The 17,814-nt window shown below is 63.8% G+C and carries 15 protein-coding genes; 10 read left to right on the forward strand and 5 right to left on the reverse strand.

The window, feature by feature from the left end; all coding sequences use genetic code 11:
* Positions 1-154: 154 nt before the first annotated feature.
* Positions 155-1,528 carry an amidase gene (locus ACIU1A_RS30885; protein ID WP_404926061.1) on the forward strand — a complete coding sequence of 458 codons (1,374 nt, stop codon included), beginning with the start codon at positions 155-157 and terminating at the stop codon, positions 1,526-1,528.
* On the opposite strand, the gene ACIU1A_RS30890 is transcribed toward ACIU1A_RS30885, so the two are convergent.
* Both ACIU1A_RS30890 and ACIU1A_RS30895 read right to left on the reverse strand, forming a co-directional pair.
* A complete protein-coding gene (locus ACIU1A_RS30890; RefSeq protein WP_404926062.1) occupies positions 1,522-2,595 on the reverse strand; it encodes an NAD(P)/FAD-dependent oxidoreductase in 1,074 nt (357 codons plus the stop codon). The two genes, ACIU1A_RS30885 and ACIU1A_RS30890, sit on opposite strands and share 7 nt — an antisense overlap.
* A 110-nt stretch (positions 2,596-2,705) precedes the next feature.
* The gene (locus ACIU1A_RS30895; RefSeq protein ID WP_404926063.1) at positions 2,706-4,514 is read right to left on the reverse strand and encodes a hypothetical protein; all 1,809 of its coding nucleotides are present in this window, start codon (positions 4,512-4,514) and stop codon (positions 2,706-2,708) included.
* Positions 4,515-4,719: 205 nt separating this feature from the next.
* On the opposite strand from ACIU1A_RS30895, the gene ACIU1A_RS30900 reads away from it, so the two are divergent.
* The 5 genes from ACIU1A_RS30900 (at position 4,720) to ACIU1A_RS30920 (ending at position 8,470) form a co-directional block, all read left to right on the forward strand.
* Complete coding sequence (locus tag ACIU1A_RS30900; RefSeq protein WP_224624833.1) at positions 4,720-5,001, forward strand: DUF4242 domain-containing protein; 282 nt, start codon at positions 4,720-4,722, stop codon at positions 4,999-5,001.
* A gap of 16 nt (positions 5,002-5,017) precedes the next feature.
* A complete protein-coding gene (locus ACIU1A_RS30905; protein WP_404926064.1) occupies positions 5,018-5,551 on the forward strand; it encodes a hypothetical protein in 534 nt (177 codons plus the stop codon).
* 152 nt (positions 5,552-5,703) lie between these two features.
* Entirely contained in the window at positions 5,704-6,435 is a 732-nt protein-coding gene (gene mddA, locus ACIU1A_RS30910; protein ID WP_404926065.1) for a methanethiol S-methyltransferase, read from the forward strand.
* A gap of 134 nt (positions 6,436-6,569) precedes the next feature.
* A complete protein-coding gene (locus tag ACIU1A_RS30915) occupies positions 6,570-6,848 on the forward strand; it encodes a DUF1127 domain-containing protein (RefSeq protein WP_404926066.1) in 279 nt (92 codons plus the stop codon).
* Positions 6,849-6,877: 29 nt separating this feature from the next.
* Positions 6,878-8,470, forward strand: coding sequence for a peptide chain release factor 3 (locus ACIU1A_RS30920; RefSeq protein ID WP_140497087.1), 1,593 nt, complete (start codon positions 6,878-6,880; stop codon positions 8,468-8,470).
* A gap of 170 nt (positions 8,471-8,640) precedes the next feature.
* Here the strand turns inward: ACIU1A_RS30920 and ACIU1A_RS30925 are convergent, their stop codons facing one another.
* Positions 8,641-9,108, reverse strand: coding sequence for a VOC family protein (locus ACIU1A_RS30925; protein ID WP_140497085.1), 468 nt, complete (start codon positions 9,106-9,108; stop codon positions 8,641-8,643).
* Between the two features lie 272 nt (positions 9,109-9,380).
* On the opposite strand from ACIU1A_RS30925, the gene ilvD reads away from it, so the two are divergent.
* The 3 genes from ilvD to ACIU1A_RS30940 all read left to right on the forward strand — a co-directional run bounded on the left by ilvD (position 9,381) and on the right by ACIU1A_RS30940 (position 13,723).
* A complete protein-coding gene (gene ilvD / locus ACIU1A_RS30930; RefSeq protein ID WP_140559734.1) occupies positions 9,381-11,225 on the forward strand; it encodes a dihydroxy-acid dehydratase in 1,845 nt (614 codons plus the stop codon).
* Positions 11,226-11,416: 191 nt separating this feature from the next.
* Positions 11,417-12,697: an amidohydrolase family protein gene (locus tag ACIU1A_RS30935; protein ID WP_404926067.1), complete on the forward strand. Its 1,281-nt coding sequence runs from the start codon at positions 11,417-11,419 to the stop codon at positions 12,695-12,697.
* Positions 12,698-12,799: 102 nt separating this feature from the next.
* Complete coding sequence (locus tag ACIU1A_RS30940) at positions 12,800-13,723, forward strand: DMT family transporter (RefSeq protein WP_140497079.1); 924 nt, start codon at positions 12,800-12,802, stop codon at positions 13,721-13,723.
* Here ACIU1A_RS30940 and ACIU1A_RS30945 read toward each other — a convergent pair.
* The gene (locus tag ACIU1A_RS30945; RefSeq protein ID WP_404926068.1) at positions 13,720-14,622 is read right to left on the reverse strand and encodes a phosphotransferase; all 903 of its coding nucleotides are present in this window, start codon (positions 14,620-14,622) and stop codon (positions 13,720-13,722) included. The genes ACIU1A_RS30940 and ACIU1A_RS30945 overlap by 4 nt on opposite strands.
* Positions 14,623-14,725: 103 nt before the next feature.
* Between ACIU1A_RS30945 and ACIU1A_RS30950 the strand changes: the two genes are divergently transcribed.
* On the forward strand, positions 14,726-15,358 hold the full coding sequence (locus ACIU1A_RS30950; RefSeq protein ID WP_404926069.1) for a class I SAM-dependent DNA methyltransferase: 633 nt from the start codon (positions 14,726-14,728) through the stop codon (positions 15,356-15,358).
* On the opposite strand, the gene ACIU1A_RS30955 is transcribed toward ACIU1A_RS30950, so the two are convergent.
* Positions 15,359-17,812: an FAD-dependent oxidoreductase gene (locus tag ACIU1A_RS30955; protein WP_404926070.1), complete on the reverse strand. Its 2,454-nt coding sequence runs from the start codon at positions 17,810-17,812 to the stop codon at positions 15,359-15,361. It lies immediately after the preceding gene.
* Positions 17,813-17,814: the final 2 nt, after the last annotated feature.

Here is a 17,814-nt window from a genome sequence, read left to right on the forward strand (position 1 = left end):
GACAAGGGGGACGATGTAGAGCGCTGACCTCGACAGTTGCAGCCTGCAAAATTCCGATCAGGCACAGCCGATCCTCGAACGCTCAACTCCGCTTGAAACCGTGCCGCTGTCCGCCATCTTGATGGACAAGCGCGGCCAAGCCGGAGCATTCACCATGGAACTGGTCTTCTCCTCAACCGTCGACCTCGCCACCGCCATCGCCGCGCGCGAAATCTCCGCCGTTGAAGCACTCGACGCCCATCTGGCGCAGATCGACAGTCACAACGGGGCGGTCAACGCTGTCGTCTCGCTCGACAGGGAAGGTGCGCACGAACGCGCCACTCAAGCCGATGCGACGCTCGCACGCGGCGCCGCGCTCGGACCGCTGCACGGTATCCCGTTCACCCTTAAGGACATGCACCAGACGTCAGGCATGAAGACCACGGTCGGCTTCCCGCCTTTCGCCGATTATGCGGCGAAAGAAGACAGTTCGGTCGTCGCCAGGGTGAAGGCGGCCGGCGGCGTGCTGATGGCCAAGACCAATGTCGCCAGCATGCTGTCCGACTGGCAATCAAAAAATCCGCTGTTCGGCCGTACCAACAATCCCTGGAATCTTGAGCGCACCGCAGGCGGTTCCAGCGGCGGCGCTGCGGCCGCGGTTTGCACCGGGATGACACCGTTCGATGTCGGCACCGATATGCAGGATTCGATCCGTCTCCCTGCGGCCTTTTGCGGTGTTTATGGCTTGAAACCAACGGAGCATCGCGTCTCGCTGGCCGGCGCTTTTCCGGACCCGGGCGATGCCCTGCGCAGCGTCCGGCTGATGTCCTGTCTCGGGCCGCTGGCGCGCAGCGTGGACGATTTGTCCTTGATCTATCAAATCATCGCCGGACCGGACGGGCGCGACACCGATGTCGCCCCGGTGCCGGTCGAAGATATGCCGAAGCTCGACCTCAAGACACTACGCATCGCCTTCGCGTCGTCGTTTCCCGGCTTCCCCGTGGCCGGCGACATCAGTGCAGCGGTCGACAATCTTGCAAGGCAGTTGCAATCGGCTGGTGCCATTGTCGAGGAAGCGAAGCTGCCCAAGCTTGATCTCCATGATGATCTAAGGCACGGCGGAGCTCTGATCGGCATGATGATGGAGGCTGCGCAACCCGGGTCGCAGGAGCAGCCGACACCCGTCTCGCGCTGGTTCGAAGCGCTCGCCCGTCGCGACAAATCCATTCTCGCCTGGGACACCTTCTTCGACAGTTGTGACGCGTTGCTCTGCCCGGCGGCCATGACCACCGCGTTTCCTCATTGCGAGCCCGGCGCACCGATCAAGGTCGATGGCAAGGACCAAAACTACTGGATGCTGCCGGCCTATGGCGCAGTGTTCAATTACAGTGGCCATCCGGCACTTTCGATGCCGTGCGGACAGGACGGAGACCGCCTGCCGATCGGTCTGCAACTGGTCGGCAAACGCTGGTCGGAATCACGGCTGCTCGCCATTGCCAGGGCTATGGCGCCGTCGACCGGCGGCTTCAGCCGTCCACCAAGCTATTGAGCGAATCGATTCAACCCATAGGGCGCCAGCAATGGATCACGCTCGCCGTCGAGGATTTCGCGCGCGGCGAACAAGCCGACCGCCGGCGCCAGCGTGATGCCGGAATGCGTGACCGCGATATAGAGGCCGTCCATGCCCTCGGCGCGGCCGATGATCGGGAAGCCGTCGATCGGCGTCGGTCGGTAACCGACCGTATGGAAATCGAGTTCCAGGCCATCGCCGCCGCGCAGCATGGCTTGCACCGCCGCAAACAGCTCGCGCGCCGTCGCCGCCGCATCCATCCCCGGATCGGCACCGCCGAAATCCGATCCGGCGATGATGCGGCCTTGCGCCGTCTGGCGCATGTGCAGCCGCTCGGCCAGCACCAGCCCGTTGAGTAATTTTTTGTAAGGCCGCGAATGAACGATCAGGCCGGGCGGCATTTCGATCGGTAGCCTTATGCCGGCCGTGGCGGCAATCTCCGGCGAGCCGACGCCCGCCGCGATCACCACCTCGTCGGCGGCGAGCAGGCCATGGGCGGTGTCCACGCCCGTCGTCCTGCCCCCGGTCTGAACAAGCGCTGTAACCGTGCTGGAGACGATACGCGCACCGCGCTGTTCAGCGTCGGCCAGCAGCGCTTTCGTTGCCGCGACCGGCTCGGCGACACCCTCCTCGGCGACATGCAAGGCAAAGTCGGGAAGCTCGGCGAGATTGGGCTCGATGCCAGCCGCGCCGGCGCGGTCGACGCGCCTGATGCCATAACCCCAGGAGGAATGCTCCGCCGCATAGGCCTCCAATTTGTCCGCCGGCAAGTCCCAGCACAGCCCGCCGCACCAGGCGACCGGAAGTCCGGGCAGCTCGTTTGCCAGCCGTTTCCACTCCGCCATGGCGCGGGTGCGCAGCCGGAAATAGACTTCCGGATTGCCCCAGCTAGCATTGATCCAGGCGAAGGAATTCGGCGTGGCGATCCCGCCGGCGCCGCTCTCGGAAACGACGGTGACCCGTGCCCCGGCCTTGGCCAGGTGCCGGGCGATGGAAGCGCCGATGATACCGGCGCCAATGACTGTGACTTCCTTCGCGCTGCTCATGCTCTGGCTCTTGATGGGAGTTCTCCCGTCATGCCATCGCATCGGTTCGATCTCAAGGGTAAGTTCAGGACCGGCACCGGTTGCGGGTATGACGATCCGCTTTGCGAGAGCTACGCGCTGTCCAGCGGTTCTTTCTGCACGTCGGCGAGCTGTCGCTTCAGCTCGTCATGACGCCGCACGAGCCGTGAGGAGTCGACTTTCCTTGCAGCGGCCAGCGCGGTGCCGAGTTCCAGCTCGGCGCCGGTGCGATCGCCAAGCTGGATAAGCAGCGCCGCCAGCGACAGACGGGCATCGGCGGCACCGATCGGCGAACCGATCTCGCTCCAGCGCGAGCAAGCGATCTGCAGTTCGCGGGCTGCATCGGCCAAACGGTTTTCGCGTGAAAACAGCTCGGCCTTTGCTTCCGCCGTCAGCGCCCGGATCGATGCCATGGGCCAGCGCTGTGGCTGACTCTCCAGTTCGGCGATGACTTCCTTCGCGCGCTCCGGCCGGTCTGTCCTTGCCGCCACCTTGGCAAGCGTGGCGAGAACCAGCCCCTTGCGCTGCAGGGTCGGCCAGCTGCTGCCGACAAGGGAACGCTCGAGAGCGGCGAAAGCGGCCTCGGCCTGTCCCAGTTCCAGTTGCAACAGGGCAAGGCCCGGCTGCGGATCCCAGCCTGCGGCATGGGACGCACGATAGGCTACCTCCGCCTCGGTGAGATCACCGGCAGCCAGATGAATATCGCCGAGAACACGCAATGCATCGCCCGTTGCCCAAGGCGCGTCAAGCGCAAGCTGGTCGATAGCCGCGCGCACCAGCGCCTCGGCCTCCTTCAGCGTTCCGTGCACTCCGAGCACTTCTGCGCGGTGCAGCCGGCACGAGCCCGACAGGTCGTCGAGCCCGTGTCCCTTGCACCAGCTTTCGTAGCCGAGCGTCCATTGATTTGCTCTCGTCCAGTCGCCGAAACTCCGGCAGGCCCACAGTATGTTGCAATAGAGAATGCCGCCGACGATGGGATCAATGTCGCTCGACAGACCAAGAGCAGCCGCGAAGTCCTGGTCTTCCTCTCCGGCCTTGGTTTCCCCAAGGCAGAGCTTGAAGAAGCCGCGATAGATCAGCCCGAGCGATTCCACGACCGGATCTTCGAGATGCTTGCCGACTTCGAACGCCTGTTCGGCCAATGCCAGCGCCTGTTCAGGCTGGGCTTCCGCGCCCATGATGCGCGCGCCCATCCAGCACCACAGGCCATGCTCCCGGCTGTCGGTGGCCGCATCGATCAACTGTGCAGCGCGCTTGTGCCAGCCCTTCGCCACTGGGAGTTCGCCTCTTTCAAGGTGTATCCGCGCAAGCGTGATCGCCGGGGAAGCCGCCCGCAATCGGTCTCCGGCGGCCCTATGGGCCGCCACCGCACGCGTCAACTGCGGAATGGCTTCGGATGGCCGCCCCATGCACTCCAGGGCCAGCGCCCATTCCTCAAGATCGGCGGTGAGAACCTGCTGTTGGGCATCCGCTTCGACGAAACAGGCCACGGCCTCTTGCCATTTCCTGGCCGTGGCTGCCGCGCGTGCACGCAAGATCTGCGATCCGGCGATCGCGGCACCTGGGTCCATCGGGCTCGAGTTTGGATTGGAAGAGGCCGGTCTGTCGAGGCAAATCCGGTAGCCGAACCGTGGCAGGTTGCGCATCGCCGTTTCCATGCCGCCTTGGCGCAGGATGGTGCGAGCGAGGCTGGCAACGCGCTGCAACGAGGCTTCGGTTACCGTGACTCCCGGCCACAGCGTTTCGAGCAATTCGTCCTTGCTCAAAGCACGGTCCTGATACCGCAGCAGAACAGCCAGGAAATCGAACACCAGCGGCTGCACCTCGATCTCTCTGCCTGTGAGACGAAGGGCGCGCGATTCCTCGTTCAGCTCGAAATCGCCGAAACTATAGACCCCCATCGACAGCATTTCCTCCTGCGACAATAGGCAAAGGATCAGAACAAGGTAAGGGCGCCATAAGGACTGTTGGCCGCCCCTCCCGTAATTCTCCGTGTGCCTGGCGAGCCAAGCTGCACTTTAGCGCAGTGATCCCAGGAATGTCACCGGTAGCGACACGATCGCCCGTCCGGCGGCATTTGAACCCCAGACAAGGAGAACTACGAACATGCAAAAGTATATCATCGAACGCGAAATTCCCAAGGTCGGTACTTTCGAGCGCGAGCAGCTTCGCGAAGCATCCAGGGCCTCGAACACCGTTCTCGCAGAACTCGGCCCGGAAATTCAGTGGGTCGAATCCTTCGTCGCCGAGGACAAGACGTTCTGCGTCTATCTCGCCAAGGATGAAGAGATCATCCAGCGCCACGCCAAGATGAGCGGCTTCCCGGCCACGAAGATCACGCAGGTCAAGCGCCTGTTCGATCCGACGACGGCACATGCCGGCGCCTGACGGGGAGGGCGCCGTCGTGAAACTCCTCGCACATCTGATCCTCGGCACGGCCTTGTCCGCAGGCGTATGGGCGTCCGCGCTCGCCTGCGGCACCGCGGATGCCCACGATACGTCAGATCCGGCGCTTAACCGGTCCCGCGAAATGGCATCCAGGTACGTCAATATCGAGGTCGCCAAGGCCGACGGTTACCAGCAACTGTTCGAATGCACCACGCATGACGAGCACGGCACGATGGGCGTTCATTTCATCAACCCCGCGCGGGCCGGAGACGGCAAGCTGGTGCTGGGCGAGCCGGACGTGCTGACCTACGAGCCGGAACAGGATGGATCCATGCAGCTTGTCGGCATGGAATACATCGTTTTCGAGAAGGACTGGAAGGGGAAGGGCGTTCCCGAGTTCCTCGGCCGTACCCTCCAGCGCAAGACCACGGTGGGTGTTCACCCGGTGGACCCCTACTACGAGCTTCACGTCTGGCATTGGCGGCACAATCCGGCCGGCATGTTCGCCGACTGGAACCCCTATGTGAGCTGCAAACACGACATGTCTTGAGGGACATCAGGCAGCGCCTGGGAGGGCATTGCGTGGCCCTCCCAGGTATCTCGCGGCGATCTGGATGGTCGCCGGAGGGTTCGTTGCTCTCGTCGAGGGCCTCGTCGTCCGCCGACCCGGCCAACAACCATCAACTTGGAGGGAGATCGACCATGGGTCGCATTTTCGCATTCATCTACGGCTTGGCCGCATATCTCGTCTTCTTCGGTACGATTGTCTACGCCATCGGCTTCGTAAGCGGCCTGGTCGTTCCCAAAGCCATCGACACCGGAGCGGTTGCTCCGCTTGCCGAGGCTCTCACCGTCAACCTCCTGTTGATGGTTCTCTTCGCCGTCCAGCACAGCGTCATGGCCCGCAAGCCGTTCAAGAACTGGTGGGGGCGCTGGGTTCCGAAGCCGGTCGAGCGCAGCACCTACGTACTGTTCGCGAGCCTCGCGCTCGACCTGTTGTTCTGGCAGTGGCGCCCGATACCGGCCGTGGCGTGGCAGGTCACCGACCCGACCGTCGCCACGGTGATCCTCGGCATGTCATTCGTCGGTTGGGTGCTGCTCTTCACCAGCACCTTCCTGATCAACCATTTCGAGCTGTTCGGCCTCCATCAGGTCGCTAACAACCTCGTCGGTCGCGACATGCCCTCGGTGCGTTTCAGGACGCCGGTGCTCTACAAATTTGTCCGCCATCCGATCTATCTGGGTTTTATCATCGCGTTCTGGATGGCGCCGATCATGACTTTCGGCCACCTCTTCTTTGCCGCCGTGACCACGACCTACATCTTGGTCGGCATCTTTCTCGAAGAGCGCGACCTGATCGAAATGTTTGGCGACGAGTATCGGCGTTACCGCGAGCGTGTCTCGATGCTCATCCCCTGGCGCAAGTCGGCCTGAGCAGCGGCCATTCGCCAACAAACGCCATGCGACCACCGCTCGCGGTCCTTGCAAACAGCTCATGCCTACAGCGACCCGTCGCCGCGCCAACGCGGCGTGCGCTCTCCCATCACTGAACAAGAGGAAATACAGCCATGACAATCGGACATACAGAACCGAATCTCATCGTCAATCGTTCCGTCAGCCCGCGGCTCGTCACAGCCGCCACCGGATTGTGTCTTTCCGTTCTGCGCGCCATCGCCCGCGTCATCCGAATTCGGCGCGACCGTGCACGGCTTTGCGAATTGCCGGATTACCTGCTGCGCGACATCGGCATCAACCGCTCCGAAATCCAGTCGATCACCTGGTTCGGCGACAGGGACGCCAGTCGCCGTCGGTCCAAAAACGTCGACAGGCGGGGAAAGCGCTGCTAGAAGCCCGCGCCACAGACAGGATTCCATAATTGGCTGAAGACATCGAACAGGCGGTATCGCGCCGCCGTACTTTCGCGATCATCGCCCACCCGGACGCCGGCAAGACGACGCTCACCGAAAAGCTGCTGCTGTTCGGTGGCGCCATCCAGCTTGCCGGCGAGGTCAAGGCCAAGAAGGACCGCATCCAGACCCGATCGGACTGGATGAAGATCGAGCGCGAACGCGGCATTTCGGTCGTCACCTCGGTGATGACGTTCGAGTATGAGGACAATGTCTTCAATCTGCTCGACACGCCCGGCCACGAGGATTTCGCCGACGACACCTACCGCACGCTGTCGGCGGTCGACTCAGCGGTCATGGTCATCGACGCCGCCAAGGGCATCGAGCCGCGCACGCTGAAGCTGTTCGAGGTCTGCCGGCTGCGCGACATCCCGATCATCACCTTCGTCAACAAGATGGACCGCGAGAGCCGCGATCCCTTCGAGATACTGGACGAAATCGAGCAGAAGCTGGCGCTCGATACCGCGCCCATCACCTGGCCGATCGGCCGCGGCAGGACGTTTTCGGGCACTTACCACCTGGCGCTGAACGCCGTGCGCAAGGGCGACGACGAGAAGGAACGCACGCCGGTCAACGGCCCCGATTCCAATCGCGTCGCCGGCCTGTTGCCGGAAAACGAGCGTGAGGCCTTCATCGAAGAGCTGGAACTCGCGCGAGAAGCCTGCAGGCCCCTTGATATCGACGCTTTCCGTGAGGGCCATCTAACGCCGGTCTATTTCGGCTCGGCGCTGCGCAATTACGGCGTGCGCGACCTGATCGAGGCGCTCGGCGCTTTCGGGCCGCCGCCGCGCGCGCAGGATGCCGACACCCGGATGGTGGAGGCGACCGAGGACAAGATGACCTCCTTCGTTTTCAAGATCCAGGCCAACATGGATCCCAACCACCGCGACCGCATCGCCTTCGTGCGCGTCTGCTCGGGCAAGCTGGAGCGCGGCATGAAGGCCAAGCTGGTGCGCACCGGCAAGCCGATGAGCCTGTCGGCACCGCAATTCTTCTTCGCCCGTACCCGCGTCACCGCCGACGAGGCCTTTGCCGGCGACGTTGTCGGCATCCCCAACCACGGCACGTTGCGCATCGGCGACACGCTGACCGAGGGTGAGGAAATCCTCTTCCGCGGCGTGCCGAACTTCGCCCCGGAAATCCTGCGTCGTGTGCGGCTCGGTGATGCGATGAAGGCCAAGAAGCTGAAGGAGGCGCTGCACCAGATGGCGGAGGAGGGCGTCGTGCAGCTGTTTTCGCCGGAAGACGGCTCGCCGGCCATCGTCGGCGTCGTCGGTGCGCTGCAGCTCGACGTGCTGAAGGAGCGGCTGAACTTCGAATACACACTGCCGGTCGAATTCGAGATGTCGCGTTTTTCGGTCTGCCGCTGGATATCGGCCGACGACAAGACGGAAGTGCAGCGCTTCATCGAAGCCCATCGCGGCGACATCGCTCGCGACCTCGACAACGACCCGGTGTTCCTCGCCCAGCACGCCTTCTCGCTGAACTACGAAGCCGAGCGCTGGAAAGCGATCCGCTTCGCCACGATCAAGGACTATCAGGTCCGCGACAAGGCGGCTTGAGGGGCGGTCTTCCCTTCTCCCCGTTCACGGGAGAAGGTGCCCGAAGGGCGGATGAGGGGCAGCGCCGGCCTCAAAAATCAATGGACAGCCCTGCCCTTCGCAGGCTCAGGGCGTTCGAAGCTCGGAAAAGCCAATCAATTGGCTTTCCGTCCGCTTACGCGGACCACTTCTCACCCCTTCGCCGCCTCTTCGATCTTGGCGATGTCGATCTTGCCCATCTTCATCATCGCACTCATCACCCGGCCGGCCTTTTCCCGGTCCGGATCCTGGAGCAGGCGCGGCAGCTGTTCCGGCACGACTTGCCAGGAGACGCCGAACTTGTCCTTTAGCCAGCTGCACGGGCCGGGCTCGCCGCCCTCGGTGAGCCTCTCCCAGAAATAGTCGACTTCTTCCTGCGTCTTGCAGTCGATCGACTGCGACATCGCCTCATTGAACTTGAATTGCGGTCCGCCGTTGAGTGCCTGGAACGGCACGCCGTCGAGCTCGAACGTGGTCAGCAGCACTTTGCCTTCATCGGCGTGGCCCTTGGGCCAACGCATGACGCTCAGCACCTTCGAATTCTTGAAGATGGAGACATAGTGGTTCATCGCCTCTTCGGCCTGTCCATCGAACCACAGGCAGGTGGTGATCTTTTGCATGTCGTGCTCCTCGGTTGCTTCTTGCTGCTACAATGGAACGGCTGTCTGAGAAAATGGTCCCACTCCCTTGCCGTTGATCCAAGGACGGGCGCCCGGTAGGCGATCCGACACGGGAGGCCATCCTTTTTTCGCAAACTCTGAATTTTTTCTGGAGAATCTGGCGCATTGCAAAAATGTGGCCAGACAATAATTGCCGGTCTATAACGCCTGCGATCCATATTCAGGGCCGCGACGCTCCGCATCGGGCGCAGCCAGCCAGCTAAGGAAAGTTCATGCCTGCCTATCGCTCCCGCACCACCACCCATGGCCGCAACATGGCCGGCGCCCGCGGCCTCTGGCGCGCCACCGGCATGAAGGACAGCGATTTCGGCAAGCCGATCATCGCCGTGGTCAACTCCTTTACCCAGTTCGTGCCGGGCCACGTCCACCTGAAGGATCTCGGCCAGCTGGTCGCGCGCGAGATCGAGAAGGCCGGCGGCGTCGCCAAGGAATTCAACACCATCGCCGTCGATGACGGCATCGCGATGGGCCATGACGGCATGCTCTATTCGCTGCCGTCGCGCGAGCTGATCGCCGATTCCGTCGAGTACATGGTCAACGCCCACTGCGCCGACGCCATGGTCTGTATCTCCAATTGCGACAAGATCACGCCCGGCATGCTGATGGCCTCGCTGCGCCTCAACATCCCGACCGTCTTCGTCTCCGGCGGGCCGATGGAAGCGGGCAAGGTGGTGCTCGCCGGAAAGGCGCAGGCGCTCGACCTGGTCGACGCCATGGTCGCCGCCGCCGACGACAAGATCTCCGACGAGGACGTCAAGGTCATCGAGCGCTCCGCCTGCCCGACCTGCGGTTCCTGCTCGGGCATGTTCACCGCCAATTCGATGAACTGCCTGACCGAGGCGCTTGGCCTGTCGCTGCCCGGCAACGGCTCGACACTGGCGACGCACGCCGACCGCAAGCGGCTGTTCGTCGAGGCCGGACACTTGATCGTCGATCTCGCCCAACGCTATTACGAGCAGGACGACGAGACGGCGCTGCCGCGCAGCATCGCTTCAAAGGGCGCGTTCGAGAACGCCATGACGCTCGACATCGCGATGGGTGGCTCGACCAACACCGTGCTGCACATCCTGGCCGCGGCGCATGAGGGTGAGGTCGACTTCACCATGGAGGATATCGACCGGCTGTCGCGGCGGGTGCCCGTGCTGTGCAAGGTGGCGCCGGCCAAGTCCGACGTGCACATGGAGGACGTCCACCGCGCCGGCGGCATCATGGCGATCCTCGGCCAACTCGACCAAGCCGGACTGATCAACCGCGACCTGCCGACCGTGCACACATCAAGCCTCGGCGAGGCGCTCGATCATTGGGATATTTCGCGCACCTCAAGCCAGAACGTGCGAGATTTCTTCCTCGCCGCGCCCGGCGGCGTGCCGACGCAGGTCGCCTTCAGCCAGGATCGTCGCTGGGACGAGCTCGATCTGGACCGCGAGACGGGCGTTATCCGCTCGGCGAAGACGCCTTTTTCCAAAGACGGCGGCCTTGCCGTGCTCAAGGGCAACCTGGCGCTCGACGGCTGCATCGTGAAGACGGCCGGCGTCGACGAGTCGATCCTGAAGTTCACCGGCCCGGCGCGGGTGTTCGAAAGCCAGGACGCCTCGGTCAAGGCGATCCTGTCGAACGAGATCAAGGCGGGCGATGTCGTCGTCATTCGCTATGAAGGACCGCGCGGTGGCCCCGGCATGCAGGAAATGCTCTATCCGACCAGCTATTTGAAATCGAAGGGCTTGGGCAAGGCTTGCGCGCTGATCACCGACGGGCGCTTCTCCGGCGGCACATCGGGGCTCTCGATCGGCCATGTCTCGCCGGAAGCCGCCGAAGGCGGCACGATCGGGCTGGTGCGGGAAGGCGACACGATTGAGATCGACATCCCCAACCGCTCGATCCGCCTCGCCGTGAGCGATGAGGAGCTCGCCAGCCGCCGGGCGGCGATGGCGGCCAAGGGCGCCCTGGCCTGGAAGCCCGAAGAAAAACGCAAGCGCAAGGTGACGACCGCGTTGCGCGCCTACGCCGCCTTCGCCACCAGCGCCGACAAGGGTGCGGTGAGGCACGTTCCGGAGTAGGGGGCCGCCTTTCCTTCTCCCCTTTGGGAGAAGGTGGATTGGCGCGTAGCGCCAAGACGGTTGAGGGGTGCTGGTGCCGTCTTGCCGAGCTGGAACTACCCTCATCCGACCGAGCTTCGCTCGGCCACCTTCTCCCACAAGGGGAGAAAGGCGAGCCGGCGCCGGATGCTTCCTTCAAGGGGATGACACAGATGGACTTCGACCTCATTGTGCGCGGCGGCACATTGCCTGACGGCAGGGTTGCCGACATCGGCATCGTCGGCGAGACGATCGCGACGATCGAGCCGAAGCTCGATGGCAACGCCGGCACGACGATCGACGCGCGGGGCAATCTGGTCTCTGCACCGTTCGTCGACCCGCACTTCCATATGGATGCGACGCTCTCCTACGGCATTCCGCGGATAAACGCCTCGGGCACGCTGCTCGAAGGCATTGCTCTGTGGGGCGAACTGAAGCCGCTCCTGACGCATGAGGCGGTGCGCGATCGCGCGCTCGCCTATTGCGACTGGGCGGTGTCGATGGGATTGCTCGCCATCCGCACCCATGTCGATGTCTGTGACGACAGGCTGCTGGCGGTCGAAGCCCTGCTCGACGTCAAGAAGACGGTGGCGCCCTATATCGACCTGCAATTGGTCGCCTTTCCGCAGGATGGGCTCTACCGCTCGCCCGGCGCACGGGAAAACACCATCCGCGCGCTGGATCTGGGCGTCGATGCCGTCGGCGGCATTCCGCATTTCGAGCGCACCATGGCCGACGGCACCCGCTCGGTGACCGAGCTTTGCGAGATCGCGGCAAAACGCGGTCTGATGGTCGACCTGCATTGCGACGAGACCGACGACCCGCTGTCGCGCCACATCGAGCAACTGGCCTATGAGACGCAGCGTCTCGGCCTTCAGGGCAAGGTGGCCGGCTCGCATCTCACCTCGATGCATTCGATGGACAATTACTACGTCTCGAAACTCCTGCCGCTGATCGCCGAGGCGGGCGTCTCCGCCATCCCCAATCCTCTGATCAACATCATGCTGCAGGGGCGCCACGACACGTTTCCCAAGCGCCGCGGCATGACCCGGGTCAAGGAGATGCTGGCGCTGGGCATCCGCGTCGGCTGGGGCCAGGATTGCGTGCTCGATCCCTGGTATTCGCTGGGCACCGCCGACATGCTCGACGTCGCCTTCATGGGGCTTCACGTCGCCCAGATGTCAAGCCCGGCCGACATGGCGCGCTGTTTCGACATGGTCACCAACGTCAATGCCGCCATCATGGGGCTCGATCATCTGGGCCTCGCCGTCGGCAAGCGCGCAAGCCTGGTCGTCGTCGACGCCGGCAATCCGGTCGAGGCTATTCGCCTGCGCCCCGAACGCATTTGCGTCATCGCCAGGGGCAAGGTTGTGGCGGAACGAACCAGGCAGGACACCAGGCTTGCCATTCCTGGCAGGCCGGCATTGGTGAACCGGCGGCACGTATCGTCCTAGACCCAGCCGATTTCCGGCGCTGGCCTTGCCGATTCCCGGATTTCTCCTCGTCAAAGCGGCCGCTTCCGTCTACGACGCGGCTTGGACAGGCAAGGGATCGGCATGACGCAACCCGTGGCGCAGAATACCACAATCAGGAACGTGCTTCTGGCCGGCATTCTGCTGATGCTGGCCGGCGACTTCCTGTTTGCGCTCAACGACGCCATGGGCAAATGGCTGGTCGCCAGCTTTTCCGTCGGCCAGGTGGTTCTGATCAGGTCGATCGGCGCGTTTTTCGTGCTCGGTCCGATGATCGCCCACCAGGGCGCCGCCAAGCTGTTCCGCATGGAAAGGCCCGAATTGCAGGTCCTGCGCGTCATCATGACCACGCTCGATACCGGGCTCTTCTATGCCGCCGTCGTCTATCTGCCGCTTGCGGATGTGATGAGCTTCTATATGGCCGGGCCGATCTATGTCGCGGCACTCTCGCATCTCCTGCTTGGCGAGAAGGTCGGCTGGCGCCGCTGGATGGCGATCCTGCTCGGCTTCTGCGGCGTGCTGATCATGCTCAAGCCCTCCTCGGCGGCTTTCTCGCTGTCGTCGGGCTTCGCGCTGGCGGGCAGCATTGCCTTCGCTTTCGCCATCATCCTCAACCGGCGCTTGCGCGGCACCAGCGACACCAATCTGGTGACATGGCAGACCATCGGCACGCTGCTGGTCGGCGGCGCCCTGACCATCGGCGCCTGGCACACGCCGTCGGCGCTCGATTTCGGCGCCATGCTGCTGCTCGGCATCGTCTCCTGCGGTGCCCATCTGATGATCACGCGGGCGCTCAAGCTGGCCCCGGCCTCGACGCTGGCGCCGCTGCACTACACGCTGCTTCTATGGGCGGTGGTCTTCGGGCTGGCGTTCTTCGGCGACGTTCCCGGCCCGCGCATCCTCATCGGCTCGGTCATCGTCGTGCTGGCCGGCTTGTTCATCTTCCATCGCCAGAAGGTGGTCGACACGACGGTGCCGCCTGAAAACGTGCCGAAGGGCGTGAATTAGCCCTCGCGGATCGCCGCCAGGTGCCGTGAAAATTCCGGCGTCTCCATCAGCGCCTTGCAGCGCGCGAAGCGGCCGTCGGCATAGGCCCGAAAATCGTCGACGGGATTGTGGTTGGCGAGCTGGATCAGTCCCCACAGCGTCCACAACAGGTCGCACATCCCCTTGTAGATGACGATGCGCCCGCGCTCCGCCGGTTTCGCCTCGCCGCCAAAATAGGCGCGCATCATCTCCTCGTCCTGTGCGGCATCGAACTTGCCTTCGACGGAGAGGTCGCCAAGATCCCAGAGCGGATCGTTCATACCTGAATATTCCCAGTCGACGATCCACATCCTGTCACCCGCATCGAGAAAATTCTCGCACAGCGGGTCGCAATGACAGGGGACGACGGGCAGCGGGTGGGCCGACAGCGCCGCGCGCACGCCCCCGGCCTCGCGCACCACGTCGTGATAGCCGGCGGGCAGGGCGACCTCCTTGGTCGACAGCACCTTGAGATAGTCATCGATCATCGCGAACAGTTCGAAACGGAACGGAAACGCCGCACCGGACGAATGCAGCTTGCGGAAGGCCTCTCCCGCACGCGCCGGGCTGCCCGGCCGAACCTTGAATCTTTCCGGCGACATGGTTACGGCGCCGGCGATGAAGCGCGTCACCATCACCCCGGTACCCGGATCGACATGCAGCACCTCGGGGCTGACGCCTGCCTTAGCCGCCTCGCGCGCAGCCACCGCCTCATTCGCGCGGTTGATGTATTCCTCGGTCCCTTTGCCTGGAATGCGCAGGCAGAAGTCCCCGGCCTTGAAAACCAGGTTGGTGAGGCCGCCAAGCCGCTCCAGCGGCCCGCTATAGCCGGCCAGCATGGGAATAGCGGCAAGTTCTGTCCGTGCCTCGTCCATTGCCATGCCCGCTCCCCCGCTGTTATTTGTCGCAGCGACGGTTCCACAAAATTCGTGCTTTGGCTATCATCCGTGCGAGACCAATTTAGGCATGGCGGACAGGACAAAAGTGACCGACAGCAAGCATAAGGGTGCGCTTGGCGCTGCCTACGCGGCCAAGCGCCCGGAAGACGTGGCGGCGCTCTATGACCGTTGGTCGCAGACCTACGACAGCGACATGTCGGCCGCCGGCTATCGCCATCCCACCATCTGCCTGGCCTTGCTGGCAAGGCATCTGCCGCGTGGCTCGGCCCCGCTGCTCGATGCCGGGGCCGGCACCGGGCTCATCGGCGAATGGCTCGACATTGCCGGCTATCCCGACGTCGAGGCGCTCGACATCTCGCAAGGCATGCTGGATCAGGCAGAGCGCAAGGGCGTCTATTCGGCCCTGCATTGCCTAGCGCTTGGCGGGCCGCTGCCCTTTGCCGACAATACCTATGCCGGGGTGATCTCGGCCGGCGTCTTTACCTCGGGCCATGTCGGTGCCGAAGGGCTGGACGAACTGATCCGCATCTGCCGGCCGGGCGGCGTGATCGTGCTGACGGTCAAGAACACGATCTGGGATCTGGGCTTTAACGCGCGAGTCGCGGAGCTGGAGGCTCAGGGGCTGGTCACCCGCATCGAGGAAACGCGCCCGTACGTCTCGATGCCGGGCGAGGCCGACACGGTGCCCAGCCGCTGCCTCGCCTTGCGTGTGAACTGATCAGGCTTTGATCCTGTTCCCGGCCGGATCATACATCGGCTCGAGATGGATCTTTGCCGGCGTGCGCTGCATCGCCACGACCAGCTCATAGCGGCCCGAGGCGAGAAAATCGTCGCTCACGCCGTCGGCATTGCGCACATATCCGTAGCCGATGTTCTTCCCCACGGTGTAGCCATAGCCGCCGCTGCTGAGATAGCCGACCGGCTCGGCATTGCGCAGGATCGTCTCGCGCCCGACGAGCACGATTTCAGGATCGTCGACCGTGAAGCCGGCGAAACGCTTCTTCAGTGCACCGCCGGTGATTTTCTCCAAGGCGCGCCGCCCGACGAAATCCGTATTCTTGCGAAGCTTCACCGCCCAGCCGAGGCCGGCTTCCAGCGGCGTGTCGTTGGGGGTGATGTCGGAGCCCCAGGCGCGATAGCCCTTTTCCAGTCGCAGGGATTCCAGGGCCCGGTAGCCGACCGGGCGGATATCATGTTGCTTGCCTGCCGCCATCAACGCGTCGAAGATCTCGCCGGTTGCGGAGATCGGCACGTGCAGCTCCCAGCCGAGTTCCCCGACATAGGTGACGCGCAACGCCCGCACGGTGTGGCCGGCAACGACAATCTCGCGGGCATGGCCGAATGGGAAACCGCTGTTGGAAACGTCGGCATCGGTCACGCCGGCCAGCACTTCGCGGGCGCGCGGTCCCATCAGCGACAGCGTGCCGAAATCCTCGGTGACGTCGGTGAGCGTGATGTCGAGCTCCTTTTCGACATGGTCGCTGATCCAGGACAGGTCATGGGTGCGGAAGCCCGTGCCGGTGACGATATAGAACCTGTCCTCGCCGAACCGCGACACGGTGAGATCGGCCTCTATGCCGCCGCGCGTGTTGAGAAGCTGCGTATAGGTCAGCCGGTCGGCCGGCTTGTTGACGTCGTTGGCGCAGATCCAGTCCAGCGCCTTCGGCGCGTCGGGCCCGGTCAGCTCGTATTTGGCGAAGGACGACTGGTCGAAGATGCCGACCTTCTCGCGCACATGGCGATGTTCGTCGCCGACGGCTGAAAACCAATTCTGCCGGCCCATGGAATAGACGTCACGCGGGTCGACGCCTTCGGGGGCGAACCAGTTCGGCCGCTCCCAGCCGAGCTTCGAACCGAACACGGCGCGATGCTGTTTCAGCCTGTTGTACAGCGGCGAAACGATGCGCGGCCTGCCGGAAAGATACTCCTCATGCGGAAAGCCGATCGTGTAGTGCTTGCCATAGGCTTCCAGCGTGCGCTCGCGGACCCAGTGCCGGTCGCGGTGCAGGCTGGAAAAGCGCCTGATGTCGACGACCCACAGATCGAACGGCGCCTCGCCATCGACCACCCATTGCGCCAGCACCCAGCCGGCGCCGCCGCCCGAAGCGATGCCGAAGGCGTTGAAGCCGGCGCCGACGAACATGTTGGCGCATTCGGGCGCCACGCCGAGGATGAAATTGCCGTCCGGCGTGAAACTCTCGGCCCCGTTGATCATCTGCTTGACGCCGACGGTTTCCAGCGCCGGCACGCGCGCGATCGCCTGGCTCATATGCTGTTCGAAATGATCATAGTCGTCGTCGAACAGCCGGAACTCCCAGTCATTGGGCACGTCGCCTCCGGGGAGATCTGTCGTCCAGGCCTGCGGGTTTGGCTCATAGCCGCCCATCACCAGCCCGCCGACCTCTTCCTTGAAATAGGTGCGCCGGTCCGGGTCGCGGATGGTCGGGACATCGGTCGCTAGCCCGTCGATCTTCTCGGTGACGATAAACTGGTGCTTCACCGGCTGCAGCGGCACGTTGATGCCGGCCATGGCGCCAACCTGCCGTGCCCATTGTCCTGCGCAGTTCACCACCTTGTCGCAGGCGATGTCGCCCATGTTGGTCTTCACCGCAATGATGCGGCCGCCTTTGATCTCGAAGCCGGTGACGCGCACTTCCTCGTAAAGCCTTGCGCCATGCATGCGCGCGCCCTTGGCCAGCGACTGGGTGACGTCGGATGGGCTCGCCTGACCGTCGGTCGGCAGCCAGGAAGCGCCGACGAGATCGCCGGTTTCCATCAGCGGCCACATTTTCTTGACCTCCGCCGGCGACAGCAACTGCATGTCCATGCCAAAGCTCTTCGCTGTCGTCGCCAGCCTCTCGTACTCGGTCCAGCGGTCGGCATTGGTGGCAAGGCGCAGGCACCCGCTCATCTTCCAGCCGGTGGCAAGGCCGGTCTCGGCCTCCAGCCCCTTGTAGAGGTTGACCGAATATTTGAGCACGCGGGTGATCGAGGCCGACGAGCGCAGCTGCCCGACCAGGCCGGCGGCGTGCCAGGTCGAGCCCGAAGTCAGCTTGCCCTGTTCGAGCAGCACCACATCTGCCTTGTGGTCGCGGGCCAGATGGTAGGCCGTCGAGCAGCCGATAATGCCGCCGCCGATGACGACGATCGCTGCCTGGGTTGGCAAGGTCATGA

Source organism: Mesorhizobium maamorense, assembly GCF_044998965.1.
In the GTDB taxonomy this organism is placed as follows: Bacteria; Pseudomonadota; Alphaproteobacteria; order Rhizobiales; family Rhizobiaceae; genus Mesorhizobium.